The sequence below is a fragment of the Pedobacter frigoris genome, from assembly GCF_005116445.1.
Classification (GTDB): Bacteria; Bacteroidota; Bacteroidia; order Sphingobacteriales; family Sphingobacteriaceae; genus Pedobacter; species Pedobacter frigoris.
In genome coordinates this window covers 619603-640644 of sequence record NZ_SWBQ01000001.1, presented here as the reverse complement: position 1 = coordinate 640644, position 21042 = coordinate 619603, and the positions used below count along the sequence as shown (strand labels likewise).

Sequence of the window (21042 nt, the reverse complement as noted above, 5' to 3'; positions counted from 1 at the left end):
AACTAGTCCTTTTTAAAATGAGCGGCGACCCATTCGCCAATCCTTCTATGATCTATATAATTAATTCCAAACTTTTCACATTCCTTAGTGATCATATCGAGATCTGGAGATTCATAAAAACCACTAAAATAAATACTTCCACCTAAATTTAACACATTTGAATAGGTGGAGATCTGATCAAGTAAGATATTTCTATTGATATTTGCCAATATGGTATCAAAGGCAGTATCAGGAATCACTTCTTTTCCACCACAAAGCGCCTCAATATTTTCAATATTATTTAAAGCCGAATTTTCAATCGCACTTAGATAACATATCTCGTCATTGTCTATCGCTACTAGATTTTTCGCACCTCTTTTGGCAGCAAGAATGGCCAATATACCAGTTCCACACCCCATATCAAGTATATTCTTATTACTTAAATCGGCAGACAAGATATATTGCATCATCATCGTAGTAGTTTGATGGTGTCCGGTACCAAAAGCCATTTTAGGATCGATGACTATTTCATATTTATACTGCGGTTGTGGTTGATGAAAAGTAGCCCTTACATAACACTGCTCATCAATTATTAATGGTTCAAAATTCTTTTCCCATTCCTCATTCCAATTTTCCGCTGCAATTTCAGTAACTGTATAGGTATATTCCAGTTCACCTTCGAACTGGAATAGCATCTCTTTTAATTGGCTTTCACTATAATGATCAAAATCAACAAATGCGGAAAACCCATCTTGGTTATCTTCAAATGTGTTATATCCTATATTGGCAAGTTCGTCAATCAGCAAATCTTTTTGATATTCTTCAACTTTATTGAAGTGGAAAGTAACCTGAATATATTGCATTAAGAGTTGAAAGTTTTAACAATGTCAACAAAGTCTCTTGATTTTAACGACGCGCCTCCGATTAAACCGCCATCTATATCTTTCTGAGCAAATAATTCAGCAGCATTTTTAGGATTACAGCTTCCCCCATAAAGAATAGTAGTATTTTCAGCAATTTCAACTCCATATTTAGCATCAATTTCTTTACGAATAAATGCATGAACTTCCTGCGCCTGCTCAGAAGTAGCCGTAAGTCCTGTACCTATAGCCCATACAGGTTCATATGCAATGACTATTTTTGAGAAATCATTACCTTCAAGTCCAAAAATGCCTTTTTGAAACTGAGATTTTAATACTTCAAAATAGCTTCCATTATTTCTTTCATCAAGAGTTTCTCCAATACAGAAGATCGGTATTAAGTCATTCTGCAGAGTAATAACTGTTTTTTCAGCCAGCAGTTCATCACTTTCAGCAAAATACTGACGCCTTTCTGAATGCCCAATGATGACATATTCACAACCAACTGATTTTATCATTTTTGCTGAGATCTCCCCTGTGTAGGCTCCGCTTTCTTTTTGATGACAGTTCTGAGCACCAATACTTACAGTTGATCCTCCCAATTGCGCAAGACTGTTTAAATGTATAAAGGGAGCACAGATAATGGCCTGTTGATCGCCCTTTTTTTCATCTCTCACCATATTTACTATTTCTGAAAACAAGGATATTCCTTCAGCATAGTTTAAATTCATTTTCCAGTTTCCGGCTACTATTTTTTTTCTCATAATTATAATTTTATTGTGTGTGGTCAATAAAGACTTAAGGCTCTTTGGACCTTTAAAAATGTCTATAGGCTTCTGTATCGTTAAAAACCTGTGTTAAAATATCTTTTTCTATCTGATTAAATTCCAGATTTCTTCGTTCATAAACTTTTACCGCTGTTTCGAACATTTTCTCTAGTTTATAAGATTCAAATCCATGAGTCCCCCCCCATGAAAAATCTGGAATAAAGTTTCTTGGGAAACCCGGTCCGAATACATTGGCGCTTACTCCTGCTACTGTACCTGTATTAAACATGGTATTTATTCCGCACTTAGCATGATCAGCCATAATCAATCCACAAAACTGTAGTTTCGTATCGCGAAAACCTTCAGAAGTATATTCCCAAAGCTTTACATCTGCATAGTTGTTTTTGAGATTAGAGTTATTAGTATCGGCACCAATATTACACCATTGCCCTAATACTGCATTCCCAAGATATCCTTCATGTCCTTTAGACGAATATCCCCATATGACGGCATTATTAAGTTCGCCGCCAACCCTGCTATAAGGACCGATGGTTGTCTGTCCATATATTTTAGCACCCATTTTTACCTGTGAGTTGTGACACAAAGCGAAAGAACCTCTGATATGACAACCTTCCCATACTTCAGCATTTGCCCCAAGATAAACTGGCCCAGAAAGACTACTAAATGTCGAGCATTCAGCTACAGCCCCCTCTTCTGCAAAGAAGTTTTCACCTAAGAAAGTATTGGTAGCACTCAAACTGGCTGAAGTTCGCCCATGGGTAATCAGGTAAAAATCTTTTGTGAGTTCTACGTGGTTAAACTTAAAAATATCTTCTGGAAACTCAATTCTCAAAAAACTTTCCGCGTAATTTTTGGCGTCAAACTGAGCAATTGAATCCGGAGCTAAAAGTTCACCTGCATTTGTACGATAAGCGATCAGGAGATTTCCTTTTTTTAAGGATTCTCCTATTTTCAGACTACTTATGGCGTCGACTAAACCTTTATCCGGACATATTGATCCATTTATAAACCACTCTGCTTTATTGTTAGCAGGATACTTTTCAGCGAGATACGCAATTGTTAAAAATCCAGGTTCAGCATTCAAATACTTCTTCCACTTTTCAGCTATTGTCAGAATTCCAACGCGGAGATCAGCGACAGGCCTCGTGAAAGATAGTGGACGCAGGGACTGCCATGCACTATCATCAAATAAATTGATCATCATAAGCAGCAAAAATAAAAAAAGTCCCGAAGCAACAGCAACGGGACTCTAAAATAATTTTATTATTGGTAGAATTACTTCTTAGCGTAACGAGTTTTGAATTTATCGATACGGCCGGCAGTATCAACCAATTTCATTTTACCAGTATAGAAAGGGTGAGAAGTGTGAGAAATCTCTAATTTATATAGAGGGTACTCATTACCATCTTCCCATTGAATAGTCTCTTTAGTATCTACACAAGATTTTGTTAAAAAAGAATACTCGTTAGACATATCTTTAAACACTACAAATCTATAGTTTGATGGATGCAGATCTTTTTTCATATTGTTATATACTTATTTGTCGCTTATTTTTAAGGATGCAAATATCGGAATTTATTTTTTAGAAACAAATAGTAATCAGATATTTTTTATATCCTGACACAATTCTATGAGTACACCATTTGTATCTTTTGGATGCACGAAGCAGATTAGCTTATTATCTGCACCTTTTTTCGGTTGTTCATTCAACAAATTAAACCCTTCTGCTTTTAATCTTTCCATTTCAGCCAGAATATCATCTACATCAAATGCGATATGATGAATTCCCTCCCCTTTCTTATCAAGGAATTTAGCGATCGCGCTACCTGCCGAGGTAGCGGCCAGCAATTCTATTTTATTGCCTCCCGTCTTAAAGAATGCCGTATTTACAGCTTCAGATTCAACATTCTCCTTTTTATAACAAACTGCACCAAGCAGACGTTCATAAAGTTCACAGGATGCATCCAGATTCTTTACTGCTATACCTATATGTTCTATCTTGTTCATAATTTGCAAAGAAAGGTTAGAAAAATGTAAAAATGCGAGTTTTAACTATACCATCATAGGTATTATTTATAATTGTTGGCAATCTTTTTTCGTATCTTTGTGTCTTATTAAGAATAAACAAAACAATGGAACTTCCTATTTACTTAGATAATAATGCTACTACACCTTTGGATCCCAGAGTATTAGAAGCTATGTTACCTTACTTTACTAATAAATTCGGTAATGCTGCGAGCCGCAATCATGCTTTCGGCTGGGTAGCCGAAGAAGCTGTTGATTATTCCCGCGAGCAAGTTGCGAAATTGATTGGCTGTACAGAAAAAGAGATCATTTTTACTTCAGGAGCAACAGAGGCTGATAATCTTGGTATTAAAGGGGTTTTTGAAATGTATCAGGACAAAGGTAATCACATCATTACTGCTACTACAGAACACAAAGCTGTATTAGATACCTGTAAACACCTGGAAAAACAAGGTGCAAAAGTAACCTATCTTAAAGTAAAAGAAGACGGACTTGTAGATCTTCAGGAATTGGAAGCCGCAATGACTGAACAAACCATTCTTGTTACCATCATGTATGGCAATAACGAAATCGGGGTTGTTCAGCCTATTAAAGAAATAGCTGCAATTGCTCATAAATTCGGTGCTCTATTCATGACTGATGCCACACAGGCAGTAGGTAAAATACCAGTAGATGTAAATGCAGATGGCATAGATTTAATGGCATTCTCCGCACATAAGATGTATGGACCTAAGGGTGTTGGCGTATTATATGTTCGCCGTAAAAATCCAAGGGTAAAGGTAACCGCCCAAATGGACGGCGGAGGCCATGAACGAGGAATGCGTTCAGGCACGCTTAATGTTCCTGGTATTGTTGGTTTAGGTAAAGCATGTGAGCTTTGCCGTCTTGAAATGGATGAAGAGGCGAAGCGTTTATCAGCGTTAAGAGACAAGTTAGAAAGTGCACTTACTGTGCTTGAGGAAAGCTATGTCAACGGTAACGTTCAGCATCGTTTGCCTCACGTGGCAAATATTTCATTCAAATATGTTGAAGGTGAGGGCCTAATGATGGCAATGAAAGATTTAGCAGTATCATCAGGTTCTGCTTGTACCTCTGCTTCACTGGAACCATCTTATGTTTTAAAGAATCTGGGGCTATCGGATGATCTTGCTCATTCGTCTATCCGTTTTGGATTAGGTCGTTTTACTACCGAGGAAGAAATTGATTACGCAATTGAAAATACTAAAAAAGCAGTTAACCACCTAAGAGACCTTTCTCCACTTTGGGAAATGTTTAAAGATGGAATTGACTTAAGTAAAATAGAGTGGGCAGAACACTAAAGAGAATTACGATTTTAGATTTACGAATTACGATTTCGATCTAAAGTCAAAAGATATAACATTTAACAGGTTTTGGACATCGTAAGTCTAAAATCAAAATAAAAATAAAAATGGCCTACTCAGAAAAATTAATGGAACATTATACCAACCCCAGAAATGTTGGTACTCTAAATAAGGACAGCAAATCTGTAGGAACGGGATTGGTTGGTGCACCGGAATGCGGTGACGTAATGCGCTTGCAGATTGAGGTGGATGAAAACAATATGATTACCGATGCTAAATTCAAAACATTTGGCTGTGGATCTGCGATTGCATCTTCTTCGTTAGCCACAGAATGGTTAAAAGGCAAAAGCATAGATGAGGCTTTAACAATTGATAATATGGATATCGTAGAAGAATTGGCTTTACCTCCAGTTAAAATTCACTGTTCGGTTTTGGCTGAAGACGCAATTAAATCAGCAATTAATGACTACCGCATTAAAAACGGTATGGAACCAATTGAATTAGCAAAGTCACACCACTAAGGAATTTTAGATCATGGAACTATGATTTTAGATTGGTAAATAGCAAATCTAAAATCGTAGTTCGTAAATCATAAATACAATGATTACAATAACGGATAAAGCAAAAAGCAAAATTGACAACCTTATGCATGATTCGCATCTGGATAGCGGCTATTTTTTGCGCGTTTCAGTTAAAGGCGGTGGCTGTTCAGGATTATCATATAATCTAGATTTTGATAATGAAGAAAAGACTGGAGATCAATTTTTTGAAGACAGGGGCATCAGGATAGCATTAGATATGAAGTCGTTTTTATACCTGGCCGGAACTGAACTTGATTTTACCGACGGATTAAATGGAAAAGGATTTAACTTCAACAATCCAAATGCCAGCCGATCATGTGGTTGCGGCGAAAGTTTCTCCGTTTAACAGACATTCACTATATTTGAAAGGGCGCTTAGGCGCCCTTTTTTAATATATAGCCTATACAAAGTAACTTGTTTATTATAGGGTATTATTTTATAATTGTGATCACGAGCTAACCAAACATAATTATGGTATCATTTAACGAGCATTCTACAGTACCTAGTTTACTCAGAAATGTAGTAGAAAACATCCATAAACCGGAAGAGACTTTTCTTATACATAAAAAAAACACGGAATGGGAAAATATCTCATTCGAAACCACACTTGAAAATGCAGATGCTGTTTCTTCTTTCTTTTTAGAAAGAGGAATAAAAAAAGGCGATCGAATGGGTCTTATGATAGAAAATTCTCCGGAGTATGTTTATTATGATCAGGGAATACAGCAAATAGGCGCTATTAACGTATCAATATATCCAACACTATCAGAACATGAGGTCGAATATATCATCAACGATTCAGGCATTAGAGCAATACTTATAGGCAACACCTTCTTATATAAGAAGGTCCTTAAAATAGCCGATAACTGCAGAAACCTTTCTTACATCATACCGGCATTTGCAGAGTATAAAAAAGTAACCGTACCGGAAGATCTAAATGCGCAGATCATAAGTTTTGAAGAAGTTCTAAGTTCTGCACCCAATCTTGGTAACAAAAGAACTGCAGAAATAGCAAATATCCGTCATAGCCTGAGTCCTTCTGATACTTCTTCTTTGATATATACCTCCGGGACTACAGGAACACCTAAGGGAGCTATGCTTTCGCATTATAACTTTGTCGAAAATGTAAAGGTTTGTCTACAGCAAATACCTGTTATCGATGAAACTGAAACTTTTCTTTCTTTTTTACCCCTATCTCATGTTTTCGAACGTACTGCGACCTATCATGTTTGCTGTGCTCAGGGCTGCAAAATAGCATTCGCACAAAGTCTGGAACTTCTGGCTAAAAACATGGGTGAAGTTAAACCTACAGTCATGAATTGCGTTCCGAGGTTGTTGGAAAAAATCCATGATAAAGCCATTAAAAGTGGTACTTCTGCTGGCGGATTAAAGGCAAAGATTTTCCTTTGGGCTTTAGCAACAGGACAGGACTACCGAAAAAAGAAGGCTGATGGCAATAATCCTGGAATGGTCTTATCTACAAAAAAAGCGATAGCTGAAAAACTAGTATTCAGTAAGATAAAAGAAAAAACAGGGGGCCGACTAAAGTTCATGATTTCCGGCGGCGCTGCCTTGCCCAAAAATGTAGGGGAGTTCTTCGGAAATCTTGGCATTAAAATATTAGAAGGTTTTGGATTAACAGAGACTTCTCCGGTAATGGCAGTTACCGAATACCATAGACAAGTTTATGGCACGGTTGGACGTGTAATACCGGGTATTGAAATAGGCATTCAGGATGTAGAAACTAAGGAAATGATCAATATCCAGACCCATGAATCCTTCAATGAAGATTTTAAATGTCCCGAAGGAGAAATCATCGTCCGCGGACACTGCGTGATGCAGGGATATTTTAATAAGCCGGCTGAAACTGCAGAAGCTATTGATAAAAACAACTGGTTTCATACAGGGGACATCGGCAGATTTTATAAAGGTAACCTGCAAATAACAGATCGTTTAAAGAACATGATTGTAAATGCTTATGGTAAAAACGTATACCCCACCCCAGTAGAGAATGTATATCTGAAAAGCCTCAAAATAGAGCAGTTGTTTTTAATTGGCGATAAACGTGAATATCTGACAGCAATAGTGATTCCTAACAAGGAAAACTTACAGGAAGCTTTTAATCTGCCTGAATCATTTTTCCAAAAGCCAGAACTTTTCATTGAAGAAAAAGAGATCATTGACTGGATCGGGCAAGACATCAGGAAGTATTCAAATGAACTGGCGAAATTTGAACGCATAAAGAATTTCAAAGTGAAACGCAATCCTTTTAGCATGGAGGAGGGTGAAATTACTCCCACTTTAAAAGCAAAAAGAAAGGTGATCGAAAATAAATATGCCGCAACTATCAATGAAATGTATACAGAAACTGTAGACGCAGATTAAAAACAATTACCTATTTTTGCATAAATTTTAAAATTTATATACCAATCAGCTTATACGGTCATACCGTATATCACAAAATATGAGTACAGGACTATCAGAATTAGAACTATTGCGTCGCAATTCACTTAATCAACTACGTGAATTAGGTATTGACCCCTATCCTGCCGAAGCTTTTGAAATTAATGCAAATGCAGCGGACATCTTAGCCAACTACGAAAGAGATAAAACAGCATATAAGAACATTAGCATAGCTGGAAGGATCATGACCCGCCGTATTATGGGGAGTGCTTCTTTCGTTGAGCTACAAGACTCTACAGGGAGAATTCAGGTATACCTGAAAAGAGACGACCTGTGCCCTGACGAAGACAAAACCTTATACAATACTGTATTTAAGAAATTATTGGATCTTGGAGACTTTATCGGCGTGAGAGGTTACGTATTTACCACTCAGACAGGCGAAATATCTATTCACGTTACAGAGTTTAAAATTCTTTCCAAATCTTTAAAACCACTTCCCATCGTAAAACGCGATGAAGAAGGAAATATATTTGATGGATTTACAGATCCTGAATTGCGCTACAGACAGCGTTATGTAGATTTAACAGTAAACCCAGGTTTCAAACAGATATTCATCAACAGGTCTAAGGTAATCAATACCATGAGGAATTACTTTGACAATCAGGGATGGATGGAAGTTGAAACTCCTATATTGCAACCGATCCATGGTGGCGCAGCAGCGCGTCCTTTTGCGACACACCACAATACACTGGACATGCCGTTGTATCTGCGTATAGCAAATGAGTTATACTTGAAAAGACTTATTGTAGCAGGTTTTGATGGCGTATATGAGTTTGGAAAAATGTTTAGAAATGAAGGTATGGATCGTACTCACAATCCAGAATTCACTTCAATGGAAATCTATGTAGCCTATAAGGATTACATCTGGATGATGGGAATGGTAGAAGAATGCCTGGAGAAAATTGCTGTTGCTATCCACGGCACTCCTATCGTCAAAGTTGGAGAACAAGAGATTAATTTTGAAGGCCCATATGAAAAGCTAACCATGTATGAGTCTATTGAGAAATATACAGGAATCGATGTTTCTAACATGACTGAAGAACAGTTAAAAGAAACGTGTAAAAGCCTGAATATTGAAATAGATTCGACTATGGGAAAAGGAAAGCTGGTAGATGAGCTGTTTAGCGAAAAAGTTGAGGCTAATCTAATTCAGCCTACATATATAACAGATTATCCTCTGGAAATGACTCCTCTTGCTAAAAAGCACAGAAGTAAAGAAGGCTTGGTAGAGCGATTTGAGTTATTTGTTATGGGCAAAGAAATAGGAAATGCTTACTCTGAACTTAATGATCCTATCGACCAGCGGGAACGCTTCGAAGATCAACTTACATTAGCTGCCAGAGGTGATGATGAAGCTATGGCAATGGACGAGGATTTTGTTCGTGCGCTGGAGTACGGCATGCCTCCTACTTCTGGTTTGGGAATTGGAATAGACAGATTAGTGATGCTGATGACCAACCAATCTACAATTCAGGAAGTTTTGTTCTTCCCTCAGATGAGACCAGAGAAAAAAGCAAAAGCTACCAGTGACGAGGATTTCGTTAATGCTGGCGTTCCTGCTGAATGGGTTCAGGTGATCAGAAAAATGAACATTAATACAATTGAAGAACTAAAAGCTGCAAATCCTAATAAAGTATTTAACGATTTAGGTGGCATGCGCAAAAAGCTGAAACTGGAAATAACCATGCCTTCAAAAGAAGATGTTATGACCTGGTTCGCTTAACATAAAAATAACAAAAGCTTAAAGGCCTGCTACAAAAAATGTTAGCAGGCCTTTTTATTTTTATGGCATATTAAAATTAAAAATTATGAACAGTTCAAGCCTTGAAATAACAGAGAACGAATACTGCATTAAATTGAGTAAAGAAGCATTTGACCTGACTTTGATTCGTCAGCTAATTACTCGGATTCAGTCAGAACAAAAGTTCTTCAGCAGAAAGAAAGAATACATGGATGATGACATCATCAGCAGATCATCAGATTATGAAAACGGGGAAAACTTTGACAGACTTAGTGAAAAATAAAAAAGCCACATGCTAAGCATATGGCTTTTTTAATATCAAAATTAATACTACCTGTACCTCACTTGTTGCTGTTTATCCATCATTCCCATCTGGTCTTTCATCTGTTTAATCTGATCAGCAAGCAATTTGTTCTTATCGGCCTTTTTTGCTTCTGTCAAATACATTTGTGCTTCTCTTTTATTTCTTTTTGCCATCGCAATACCTGCAAGACTTAATTTTGCAAGGGCAATATTGTGATCCATGTGTAATCCCAAAGAAAGAGACTTCTTAAAATACTTTTCCGATTGCATCGGAGCTTTTCTTGATTCGATCAAACCTATTAGCAGATTATAATAGCCGTGTTGCACACGGATCAATTCCTTTTCATAATTGATTATTTTTCTTAAATAAACTTCAGCTTTAGCCATATTGTCCTTTCTCAAAAACCATTGTGCCAGTAACATGTTTTCATGAAAGAAAAACGTAACGACAACCAATACGCTTAACAAAACTCCTAATATGCCCCAACCCCAAAAACTGGTAAAAAATATAGCTATTGAAGCTCCCAACAGCACACCCCCTATAATCAAACGAACGAAATTTGGCATATTCTTTTATAATTTTTCTGCAAATATCGTGTTTAAATACCAAAAATCAGATTTAAAATTATAATTTCAACAAAAAAAGAAACACCATTAGCGTATGACTTTTCGTTCACCGTTTTTTAGTGATCATTAATGTAACAAACCCAAAACCCTATACTATTGGGAAGAATATTTACAATTGTAATATTGCTATTTACTATGAATGCGAACTCGCAAAATTTGAATAAAAAAATAGAAGATATTTCCCGAGGGAAAACGGTCATGATCAACAAATGTACCCGGGATGCACTTATTTCATTTCCGGATATGAAACCACAATATGATATAGAATACCCTACCTATAAACCAGATTCTGTAACCATCTCCAGGTTAATACCTCTGATAACGGAAAAAAAAGTAACGATTGTATTAGGCACCTGGTGTGGAGACAGCAAGCTGCAGGTTCCGAGGTTTATCAAACTAATGGATGTGCTTAAAGTAAATGAAAATGACATTACCTTCATTTGTGTTAACGGAGCTAAAAAGGCAGAGAATGGTTTGATCGACAACCTTAATATCACCAATGTACCTACCTTCATTCTTTATGAGAAAGAAGAGGAACTTGGCAGAATAATTGAAAGTCCCAAAACGAGTTTAGAAAACGATTTGCTACTAATTTTAGAAAAATAATATGTCTGTAACGTTAGAAAAAAGCTGGCTGGATGCATTGGGAGATGAATTTGAAAAAGATTACATGAAACAGTTGAAATCCTTTTTACTGGAAGAAAAACAAAAAGGAGCAACCATATACCCAAAAGGAACCGATATTTTTAATGCGCTTGACCATACACCTTTTGACAAAGTAGGAGTTGTTATTCTGGGTCAGGATCCATATCATGGGACAGGACAGGCTCACGGTCTTTCCTTTTCAGTGCAAAAAGGCATTACAGTCCCCCCATCATTAAAAAACATCTACAAGGAACTCAATGAAGATATTGAAGGTTTTATAATCCCTCGACACGGAAATCTTACGAAATGGGCTGATGAAGGCGTATTGCTTTTAAATGCGACACTAACTGTCAGGGCACATGAAGCAGGTTCACACCAGGGCAAAGGATGGGAAATATTTACCGATAAAATAATAAGTACCCTATCGGAAAAAAGAAAGGGCATTGTATTTCTGTTATGGGGCAGATTTGCTCAAAACAAAGCTACGCTGATAGATGATACAAAACATACCATTCTTAAAGCAGCTCACCCCTCTCCTTTTTCTGCTTACAACGGCTTTCTTGGTTGCAGGCATTTTTCAAAAGCGAATGAGATTTTAGTAAAACAGGGGCAAAAGCCAATAGACTGGCAAATTACGGATTAATATTCAAGCGGAACGATCGGCTCCTTTTTGGTAGTCGACATGATCATCATGGTCTGGAAAGTTTTAACTACAGAGATCTTACTGATCTTATCCATAATTAAACGTTCATAAGACTTGATATCATTGACATAAACTTTTAAAAGAAAATCTGCCTGACCGGTAACATGGTGGCATTCTGTAACTTCCTTAATCTGATTTACTTCATCAAGAAAAATCTGTATAGTATTATTTTTATGAAAATCCAATTGGACCTGTATAAACGTCTTAATTCCTAATCCAAGCTTTTCCTCGTCAACTAAAGCATGATAACTTTTAATATAACCCGACATTTCCAGCTTTCTCACCCTTTCTAAAGTCGGAGCCGGCGAAAGGCCTATCTCCTGAGATAAAAGTAAATTGGTAATCCTACCATTTTCCTGTAATAATTTCAAAATCTTAAAATCCGTTTTATCTAGTTCTGCTGCCATCTTAAAAAATAATAAGCCCAAAGGTAGAATAAGAAAGCATTAATTACCAAATTTTATTCTAAAAAAGTTGTAAAAATTTATAGTTTATTTCTCTATTATTTTTTTAGATTTGTCTAAACTTTTAGTTAGACAAACAGAAATGCAATCCTTTACAGAAGAGAATTACTTAAAGATCATTTACCATCTCTCATTAAACAACGAAGGGAACGTTCAAACGAATGCAATAGCAGAACGAATGCAGACCAAAGCTGCTTCAGTTACCGATATGATAAAGAAACTGGCCGATAAACAGTTGATAGACTACAAAAAGTATCAGGGAGTCAAGCTCACTGAATCCGGACGATCTTTAGCGATTAATATCGTCAGAAAACACAGGCTGTGGGAGGTATTTCTCGTAGAAAAGCTGCATTTCAAATGGGATGAAGTCCATGACATTGCTGAGGAATTGGAACATATTAATTCTCCGGAGTTAATAGAACGTCTGGATGAATTTCTTTCTTTTCCCAAAAACGATCCTCATGGCGACCCTATACCAGACAAAAATGGAAAATTTGACACCGCAACATTCATCAAATTAAGCAAACTAAAAAAAGAAGAGACAGGGATTATAATGGGGGTTAGCGATCACTCATCTTCATTTTTAAAACACCTTGAAAAATTAGGGCTCACTCTAGGCAAACCATTAAAAATCATAGATGTAATAGATTTCGACGGATCGGTGGAGTTACTTCTTGAAACCAAAAAACTAAATGTCAGCAGAGAGGTTGCTAAACATGTACTTATTAAAACATCAATTGATAACCCTGCCTCCTAGTATTGGCGCTTCAAAAACTATTAAATGAAACCATCGAGATGTTAAAACCACAAGCGGCATAAATAAACCTGATAGCTTCATCACAAAACAAATTTATACGGATGAAAAAAACCGAACCAAAAAAGAATACCGAATCCTTAAGCGAAGTACATCAGAGCGTAGATACAAGTAAGCGCACCGGGTGGAGACGAATCCTTTCATTTATTGGCCCTGCATATCTCGTAAGTGTCGGTTACATGGATCCTGGAAACTGGGCAACAGACATCGCCGGAGGAAGCAAGTTTGGATACCAGTTGATCTGGATATTGTTGATGTCTAATCTGATTGCCCTGCTGCTACAATCTTTAAGTGCCCGCCTGGGTATTGTAAGAGGGCTCGACTTAGCTCAGGCATCTAGAAATGCCTATCCAAAATGGGTAAACATCCCTTTATTTGCTTTAGCCCAGACTGCAATAGTTGCATGCGACCTGGCAGAAATCATTGGAATGGCTATCGGCTTAAATCTGCTTTTTGGCTTACCCCTGATCTGGGGTATTAGCGTTACTATTTTTGATACCGTTCTGCTTTTATTCCTCTTGAATAAAGGTATGCGCAAAATGGAAGCCTTTATTGTATCTATGGTCTTCATTGTCGGTGTATCTTTTTTGGTTGAGATGTTCATCGTTGAGCCCTCACTTAACGAAATAGTGAAAGGTTTCGAACCCTCTATGCTCTCAGGCGAAGCGCTGTACATTGCTATTGGAATCATCGGGGCCACCGTTATGCCACACAACCTCTATCTCCATTCCTCTTTGGTCCAGACAAGAAAATTTGAGAGGGATACAAAAGGTATAAAAGAAGCGATCAAATTCAACTTTATAGATACCGCCGTAGCTTTAAATCTTGCATTTTTTGTTAATGCAGCGATCCTGATACTCGCGGCAGCAGCATTTTACAAAAATGGTTTACATGAAGTGGCAGAGATACAGGATGCACATAAACTTTTGCAAAACATCTTTGGCAATGTTGCTCCCGCTTTATTCGCTATTGCATTGATTGCTGCCGGACAAAGCTCAACGGTAACAGGTACTCTTGCCGGGCAAATCGTAATGGAAGGGCATTTAAAATTGCGCATACAACCCTGGCTTCGACGCTTAATTACGCGTTTACTTGCCATTATACCTGCATTTTTTACCATATTATGGTTTGGAAATGAAGCACTTGGCGGTTTGTTAATTTTGAGCCAGGTAGTGCTCAGCCTGCAACTGGGATTTGCAGTCATTCCATTGATCCACTTTACTTCCGATAAAAAAACCATGAAAGGTTTTGCGATAAAACCATGGGTTCAGATTCTTGCCTGGGTGAGTTCAATCGTCATTGTTTCATTAAATGTAAAGTTAGTGATAGAAGAGATCTCCAATTGGGGAGCAGAAGGCGGATGGTATGTATATGCCATTATAGTTCCTTTAGCAGCCCTTATAGGGATGTTGTTACTGTACATCTTTATTTATCCCCTGGTAAAATCAAGAATACAGGACAACAATGTAGCGCCCCATGGCAATGCACTTAATATTTCAGAAATAGAAAAAATAAACTATATCAGAATCGGCATCACAGTTGATTTCTCTAAAAATGACAGAACAACCATCAGACATGCCCTCATTCAGGGTGGTAAAGATGCACACTATCATTTGATTCATGTGGTTGAAACTGCTGTCGCGAGGTATCATGGCGATTCCGCAATGGATTATGAAACTCAAAGTGATACTAAAAATCTGGAAAAATATCAGGCTAACCTTGCTGAACTAGGCTATAATTCGACCATACATATAGGTTATGGCGGGACAGTCAAAGCAATTGTAGACATTAGTAATGAGACCAATCTGGAATTGCTGGTGATGGGAGCGCATGGACATAAAGGACTGAAAGACCTCATTTTAGGCACCACCGTGAACTCTGTACGTCATAAAGTCTCCATTCCAGTGCTTATAGTAAGATAAAATTCGGATATTAGCACCTCAATGAAAAATGATATCCAGATTAAAAATAAAAGAGCCTATTTTGACTACCACATTGTCGAAAAATACAATGCCGGACTTGCATTGCTAGGCACTGAAATAAAAGCTATAAGACAAGGTAAAGCCAATATGTCCGATGCATTTTGCATGTTCATTGGAAACATCCTGTACGTTCGTAACCTGCATATCTCCGAATATAGTCACAGTTCATTTTACAACCATGACATCAAAAGAGACCGCGCATTACTACTTCAAAAAAGGGAACTCAAAAAGCTTAAAGTAAAAAGTGAAGAAAAAGGTTATACCATCGTTCCGCTTAGAATTTTCACCAATGAGCGGGGTTTTGCCAAAATAGAAATCGCGCTCGCACAGGGTAAAAAAGAATTCGATAAGAGAGACAGCATTAAAGACAGGGAATCGAAACGTGAGATGGATCGGGCCATGAAGATATAAAACTACCAGGCCTGATCTCCTACCAATGGCACAAATCTAAAAGTATCCAACTCGATCCTTTCATAGTCAGTTTCACTGACACGAATTACAGTAACCATTTTCTGAGAATGCTCATCTCCTACCGGTATCACCAATATGCCCCCGATTTTAAGTTGCTTTAACAAGATTTCCGGTACAAATGGCGCTCCCGCAGTCACGATGATCTTGTGGTAAGGTGCATGTTCAGCAATACCTTTAGATCCATCACCAAAAAAGAAATGTGCGTTGTATCCCATTCCAGGAAGCACTCTGATGGTGTGTCTATAAATGCTTTCCTGACGTTCTATCGTATAAACGTTTGCCCCAAGTTCCATCAAAATACAAGTCTGGTATCCTGAACCTGTCCCGATTTCCAATACTTTATCGCCCTTTTTTATGTGGAGCAATTCACTTTGATATGCAACAGTGTATGGTTGTGAAATGGTTTGACCATCTCCTATCGGAAATGCAATATCTTTATACGCCTGGTTCCAGAATGTTTCATCAAAAAAGAAATGACGCGGAACTTTACCTATTGCTTTGAGTACATTTTCATCTTCAATACCTCTTGCTTCCAGATGAGCCACCAACTTCTTCCTAGCTCCCTTTTCCCTATAATTGTCAACAAATTTGTATGCCATACTGTTCCAAAAATAGCCTTTTGAAATCTAATCCGGTTAAATATTTATCCCCAATCCTTCAAAAAACAGCTAATCAACACAGAATCAATTGCAATAAAATCAGTAAGGATCAACGTCAACTTGTATGTTCAATCCCCTAAAGTCCTTTTCGGCCTGAAATTGTAATATGACTTCTTTTAACAGTGATTTAACCTTAGGTAATGAGGTTGTTTTATCACTCTTAATAATTACCTGTTTGATATAGTAATTCCTTACACGAGCCACCAAAGGTTGTTCAGGCCCCAATACCCGTCCTCCCAAATGAGCTCTCAGTTCATTAGCGAATTTCTGGGAAGCCATATTTAGCAAATCAGAATCTTTATGCTTGATATTTATGAAAATCAGCCTTGTAAATGGAGGATAATTAAACTGCCTGCGTTCAGATAATTCCTCGTTGTACATTTCAAGATACTTATTCTCTATCACCTGGTTAATGATGCGGTGGTTGTCATCATAAGCCTGAATGATCACTTTACCCTGCTTATCCCTCCTTCCTGCTCTTCCGGCTACCTGGGCAAGCAATTGATAACTCCTTTCAAAAGCCCTGAAATCAGGGTAATTCAATAGTGTATCTGCATTAATTACGCCTATAAGCGTAACATTATCAAAATCCAGTCCCTTAGCGACCATCTGAGTCCCAATCAGGATATCAGTTTTTTTCTCCTGAAACTCAGAAATGATCTGTTGCAATCCATTCTTAGTACGCGTACTATCCACATCAAGCCTGGATATCTTTGCCTCAGGAAAAATCAGGCTCAATTCTTCTTCCACCCTTTCCGTACCAAAACCCTTTTGCTCAACGTGCACTGACCCACATGCAGGACAAATATTGATGCTGCTCTGATGATAACCACAATAGTGGCAGTGTAATTTGCCGCTGGTTTTATGATAAGTTAACGAGACATCGCAATTCACACATTTAGGTGCATAGCCACAGGTCGCACAAATCAGTATTGTCGCGTACCCCCTCCTGTTTTGAAAAAGTATCACCTGCTCTTTATGCTCCAGCGTAAAAGCAATCTCATCGATCAATTTACCTGAAAAATAAGAAACCATTTTTTTCTTCTTCGTCTCTTCGGAAATACTGATCACTTCCTGAAGCGGCAACTCCACACCTCCAAAGCGCTCATTTATGGTAACCAACCCATATTTTCCACCCTTGGCATTAAAATAACTTTCTATAGATGGGGTAGCTGATCCCAACACCACTTTGGCTTTGTGTAAATGTGCCAGATATACAGCAGCATCACGTGCCTGATAGCGTGGCGCCGGATCCTGCTGTTTATATGATGATTCATGTTCTTCATCTACAACAATTAGCTTTAATTCCTTAAAAGGAAGAAAAACTGCAGAACGGGCGCCAAGTACAACCCTGTATTTTCCATTCAACACCTTATTCCAAATCTCTACACGCTCATTATTATTGAATTTGGAATGGTAAACACCTATAGAGTCCCCAAAATATCGTTGGATTCGCTCTACGATTTGCGTAGTCAGGGCAATTTCAGGCAGTAAAAACAGCACCTGTCCGCCTTTTTCAATTGCATGTTCAATGAGTTTAATGTAAATCTGTGTTTTACCTGATGCCGTAACACCATGTAGCAGCACCACATCCTTTTCAACAAACTCCTGCTCAATTTTCTTTAATGCTCCATCTTGCGCAGCGCTCAATTCAAAATTGAGAATAAAGTCATCGCTATGATCTCTAAGCCTGCTTACGGGTCTTTTGTATATCTTGAATATCTCCTTATCCAATAAAGATTTTAACGCCCCTGGGCCACAATTACTGTCTTCAAGCAACTCTTCTTTAGATATTACATCTTGTTGCTTAAAAAGCTTTAAATAAGCCAAAAGAGCATCCAGCTGTTTAGGTGCTTTTTCTAGAATACCGAAAAGCTGTCTTAGATTTTCTTCGTCCTGATAAAAAGAGCTTAAGCTGACAAACGATTTCAATAAAGGTTTATATTTCTCAACTACTTCTTCAGCAATATAAACCATTCCTTTATCCAGCAAACCATTGATAATGGGATAAACTGTTTTCTGGCCTAATATGGCAGATACATCATCTATAGTTAAGCGCGGCCTGCTCCTTAGCGCTGTAAGCACCACCTCCTCTTTTTCAGTAAACACAACCCCTTCCTCTGGAACTGCATCTTCTTTCAATACAATGATGGTCTCGCTGGCAAGCTTCAAGCCTGCCGGCAAAGCAGCCGACATGACATCACCTTCATTGCACATGTAATACAAAGTCATCCAATCCCACAACTCCAATTGTTCATGAGTAATGATTGGATAAGCATCTACTACGTCTATGATGTACTTGGCTTCATATATTCCGGGAGCTTCGTTACTAACACTTTTAATGAGTGCGGTATATATTTTATTTTTACCAAACTGAACTACTACTCTTTTACCTACTGCCACCTGTCCGTTTAATTCGAAAGGAACCCGGTAAATGTAATTTTTAGCAAGTGACAGCGGAAGTATCACTTCAATAAATAAAGTTTCCCTTTCTACAAACTCTTCATCATCAAACCCAAACATCATCTACCTTTTACTGCTGCTAAAAATAATGATAACCAACCCAATATAAATAAAAGACCACCAACAGGAGTTACAGGACCTATATAGCTAACAAAGGCAAAATTTAAAACACTTCTTGTTGCCAGCAGATAGAGGGAACCTGAAAAAAACAGAATGCCCAATGTAAAAAACCAGTAAGCCAGATTAACAAGCCTGGTTTGCTCAGTTTTAAATTGTGAGAGAAATAACAAGGCAAAGACATGATAAAATTGATATTCTACACCCTTTGCCCATATCTCCAGCGATCCTTCATCTACAACCCTCTTCAATCCATGTGCACCGAATGCACCAAACATCACCGCAACAGCACCCAACAGAGCTGCTGTTAATAATATACGTCTACTCATTATAACCAGCTTTTTTTCAAAACAAACTTAGATAAAATTGGCTATATTTTAACAGCTGTTGCATGGATACTAACATAACTTTATCTAAGTTTGCTTAAACGACAGATGAAAAAGATTTTAGCCATAATAATCACCCTCATTGCTGCCATCATTACCATGGCATATCTATATTTTTCAGGATTAAATTCAGAACTAAAGAACAACGACAGTAGTCTCTATGCTGCTACTACGAATTCAGCCTTTGTTTTCTCCTTCGAAAATGACAAAAGTGTCCTCGATATTCTCAAGGCGCAGGATCTGTTCAAAGAAATAGCGGGAGATGACAAATTCTCAGAACTTGAGTCTTTAAAGACCTATATTTTATCTGTCCCGGAAATTAACTACGCTATTGACAAGCAAGCTGTTTATATCAGTTTAATTCCAGGAAGCGACAAAAATGTAGACTTCCTATACAGTACGCAGGTAAAATCAGGAATCAGCATTGACCAGCTGCGTAAAGTTTTAAAAGACCATTCAATTGAAATAGTTAATAAAGAAAATCTGATAAGTATACGATTGCCAGACAGCAATATTTTTTATCTGGGCATAAAAGACAACCTATTGCTATTATCCAGTACTACAAAACCAATCATCAATGTGCTCTCATCTTCTATCAATAAGAGCAGTAAATTTGTAGATTATATAAAATCAAACAGCCGGATTACAAAAAATAGCGTCGCAGAAGTATATATCAATTTTGAGCTCATGCCTTCACTTTTGAAAGCCGTGATGCCCGGAAAACTAACTGGTGAACTCTCTGTATTAGACAATCAGCATGCATTTGCGAATCTAACTTACAATTTCAGTAAGGAAAAAATACTTCTTACAGGCACGACAACTCCGAATGACGACAACAGTTTTCTCCATTTATTTGCCGGGTTAAAAGCGCAGAAGATCAGCATTACGAATATACTTCCTGAAAATACTGCCAACTATTCGGTTTTTGCAATAGACAATTACACCAACTGGAAAAAGTCATTAAATGAATGGTTTACCGTCGTAAAAGATGACCAGAGTACTTCAAAAATCATTAAGACCTTTAATGAGAAATATAGAATTAATCCAGACCAAATTTTCCCAAAATACTTTAAAAATCAATTCATTACGTTCCAACTAAATACTGCAGAAAAAATCGGAGCAATAGAATTAAGCAATGGAGATAAAGTAACCCAGCTCCTTTTAGATTTAAGCACAGAATATAGCCAGGATATTAAAGTATTAAAAGAAGACAATCTTCTATATGCTTATTTTGGTGAGCCTTTAAAAAAATTCAAAAGACCATTTTATTGTATCATAGACAACTATATGGTTTTTTCCAATAATGCCAGCAGCATACAGTCATTCTTAAATAGCTACAAAAACAATAAGCTTTTAATTAATAACCAGGATTATAGTACTGCAATAGACCAATTAGCAAATACAGCCAACATCAGTTACTTCATAGGTTTGAAAAATTCTTCTGATATTTTCTTAAAGAACTTATACCAACCCTATTATAAACAAATCAAAAATGAAAATGGCTTAAAAAACTATACTTCATTTATCTACCAACTAAGCGGCGACAACGGAAAATTCCAGACCAATGTACTGATTAATAAAAAGATAAAACTATCACCAGATAGCAATTCACTACAAACCGATTCTATAATAAGTATTCCATAGCTACA

General features: G+C 37.4%; 22 protein-coding genes. 12 read left to right on the top strand and 10 right to left on the bottom strand.

Going from position 1 to position 21042, the window contains the following annotated elements:
• Positions 1-2 precede the first annotated feature (2 nt).
• From prmA to mce, 5 genes are all read right to left on the bottom strand, one after another.
• Positions 3-842 (bottom strand): 50S ribosomal protein L11 methyltransferase, encoded by an 840-nt coding sequence (gene prmA, locus FA047_RS02845; protein WP_136834465.1) that lies wholly within the window; start codon positions 840-842, stop codon positions 3-5.
• On the bottom strand, positions 842-1603 hold the full coding sequence (tpiA, locus tag FA047_RS02840) for a triose-phosphate isomerase (protein WP_136834464.1): 762 nt from the start codon (positions 1601-1603) through the stop codon (positions 842-844). Before tpiA ends, prmA begins: the two co-directional genes overlap by 1 nt.
• Before the next feature lie 52 nt (positions 1604-1655).
• Positions 1656-2831, bottom strand: coding sequence for a putative sugar nucleotidyl transferase (locus tag FA047_RS02835; RefSeq protein ID WP_136834463.1), 1176 nt, complete (start codon positions 2829-2831; stop codon positions 1656-1658).
• A gap of 71 nt (positions 2832-2902) precedes the next feature.
• Positions 2903-3151 carry a type B 50S ribosomal protein L31 gene (locus tag FA047_RS02830; protein ID WP_099437417.1) on the bottom strand — a complete coding sequence of 83 codons (249 nt, stop codon included), beginning with the start codon at positions 3149-3151 and terminating at the stop codon, positions 2903-2905.
• Positions 3152-3226: 75 nt separating this feature from the next.
• Entirely contained in the window at positions 3227-3634 is a 408-nt protein-coding gene (mce, locus tag FA047_RS02825) for a methylmalonyl-CoA epimerase (protein WP_136834462.1), read from the bottom strand.
• 125 nt (positions 3635-3759) lie between these two features.
• On the opposite strand from mce, the gene FA047_RS02820 reads away from it, so the two are divergent.
• From FA047_RS02820 to FA047_RS02795, 6 genes are all read left to right on the top strand, one after another.
• Complete coding sequence (locus FA047_RS02820) at positions 3760-4971, top strand: IscS subfamily cysteine desulfurase (RefSeq protein WP_136834461.1); 1212 nt, start codon at positions 3760-3762, stop codon at positions 4969-4971.
• Positions 4972-5081: 110 nt separating this feature from the next.
• A complete protein-coding gene (iscU, locus tag FA047_RS02815; protein WP_136834460.1) occupies positions 5082-5495 on the top strand; it encodes a Fe-S cluster assembly scaffold IscU in 414 nt (137 codons plus the stop codon).
• Positions 5496-5574: 79 nt separating this feature from the next.
• The gene (locus FA047_RS02810) at positions 5575-5901 is read left to right on the top strand and encodes a HesB/IscA family protein (protein WP_136834459.1); all 327 of its coding nucleotides are present in this window, start codon (positions 5575-5577) and stop codon (positions 5899-5901) included.
• Between the two features lie 125 nt (positions 5902-6026).
• Entirely contained in the window at positions 6027-7940 is a 1914-nt protein-coding gene (locus tag FA047_RS02805) for an AMP-dependent synthetase/ligase (protein ID WP_136834458.1), read from the top strand.
• Positions 7941-8019: 79 nt separating this feature from the next.
• On the top strand, positions 8020-9741 hold the full coding sequence (gene lysS, locus FA047_RS02800) for a lysine--tRNA ligase (RefSeq protein WP_136834457.1): 1722 nt from the start codon (positions 8020-8022) through the stop codon (positions 9739-9741).
• Positions 9742-9826: 85 nt separating this feature from the next.
• Positions 9827-10042, top strand: a complete 216-nt coding sequence (locus FA047_RS02795; RefSeq protein ID WP_136834456.1) for a hypothetical protein — start codon at positions 9827-9829, stop codon at positions 10040-10042.
• Between the two features lie 47 nt (positions 10043-10089).
• Here the strand turns inward: FA047_RS02795 and FA047_RS02790 are convergent, their stop codons facing one another.
• Positions 10090-10629 carry a DUF2892 domain-containing protein gene (locus FA047_RS02790; RefSeq protein WP_136834455.1) on the bottom strand — a complete coding sequence of 180 codons (540 nt, stop codon included), beginning with the start codon at positions 10627-10629 and terminating at the stop codon, positions 10090-10092.
• 216 nt (positions 10630-10845) lie between these two features.
• On the opposite strand from FA047_RS02790, the gene FA047_RS02785 reads away from it, so the two are divergent.
• Positions 10846-11295: a thioredoxin family protein gene (locus tag FA047_RS02785; protein WP_225872610.1), complete on the top strand. Its 450-nt coding sequence runs from the start codon at positions 10846-10848 to the stop codon at positions 11293-11295.
• 1 nt (position 11296) lies between these two features.
• On the top strand, positions 11297-11977 hold the full coding sequence (ung, locus tag FA047_RS02780) for a uracil-DNA glycosylase (protein ID WP_136834453.1): 681 nt from the start codon (positions 11297-11299) through the stop codon (positions 11975-11977).
• Here the strand turns inward: ung and FA047_RS02775 are convergent.
• Positions 11974-12444: an Lrp/AsnC family transcriptional regulator gene (locus tag FA047_RS02775; protein ID WP_136834452.1), complete on the bottom strand. Its 471-nt coding sequence runs from the start codon at positions 12442-12444 to the stop codon at positions 11974-11976. The genes ung and FA047_RS02775 overlap by 4 nt on opposite strands.
• Before the next feature lie 139 nt (positions 12445-12583).
• Between FA047_RS02775 and FA047_RS02770 the strand changes: the two genes are divergently transcribed.
• From FA047_RS02770 to smpB, 3 genes are all read left to right on the top strand, one after another.
• Positions 12584-13258 carry a metal-dependent transcriptional regulator gene (locus FA047_RS02770; protein ID WP_136834451.1) on the top strand — a complete coding sequence of 225 codons (675 nt, stop codon included), beginning with the start codon at positions 12584-12586 and terminating at the stop codon, positions 13256-13258.
• A gap of 101 nt (positions 13259-13359) precedes the next feature.
• Positions 13360-15237, top strand: coding sequence for an Nramp family divalent metal transporter (locus tag FA047_RS02765; RefSeq protein ID WP_136834450.1), 1878 nt, complete (start codon positions 13360-13362; stop codon positions 15235-15237).
• 21 nt (positions 15238-15258) lie between these two features.
• Positions 15259-15708: an SsrA-binding protein SmpB gene (gene smpB / locus FA047_RS02760; protein ID WP_136834449.1), complete on the top strand. Its 450-nt coding sequence runs from the start codon at positions 15259-15261 to the stop codon at positions 15706-15708.
• 2 nt (positions 15709-15710) lie between these two features.
• Here smpB and FA047_RS02755 read toward each other — a convergent pair whose 3' ends face one another.
• The 3 genes from FA047_RS02755 to FA047_RS02745 all read right to left on the bottom strand — a co-directional run bounded on the left by FA047_RS02755 (position 15711) and on the right by FA047_RS02745 (position 19303).
• Entirely contained in the window at positions 15711-16367 is a 657-nt protein-coding gene (locus FA047_RS02755; protein ID WP_136834448.1) for a protein-L-isoaspartate(D-aspartate) O-methyltransferase, read from the bottom strand.
• Positions 16368-16466: 99 nt separating this feature from the next.
• Positions 16467-18950 carry a replication restart helicase PriA gene (gene priA, locus FA047_RS02750; protein WP_136835138.1) on the bottom strand — a complete coding sequence of 828 codons (2484 nt, stop codon included), beginning with the start codon at positions 18948-18950 and terminating at the stop codon, positions 16467-16469.
• Positions 18950-19303, bottom strand: a complete 354-nt coding sequence (locus FA047_RS02745; RefSeq protein WP_317130906.1) for a DUF423 domain-containing protein — start codon at positions 19301-19303, stop codon at positions 18950-18952. The genes priA and FA047_RS02745 overlap by 1 nt, the downstream gene beginning before the upstream one ends.
• A 138-nt stretch (positions 19304-19441) precedes the next feature.
• Here FA047_RS02745 and FA047_RS02740 point away from each other — a divergent pair, with 138 nt between their 5' ends.
• Positions 19442-21037 carry a hypothetical protein gene (locus tag FA047_RS02740; RefSeq protein ID WP_136834446.1) on the top strand — a complete coding sequence of 532 codons (1596 nt, stop codon included), beginning with the start codon at positions 19442-19444 and terminating at the stop codon, positions 21035-21037.
• Positions 21038-21042 lie beyond the last annotated feature (5 nt).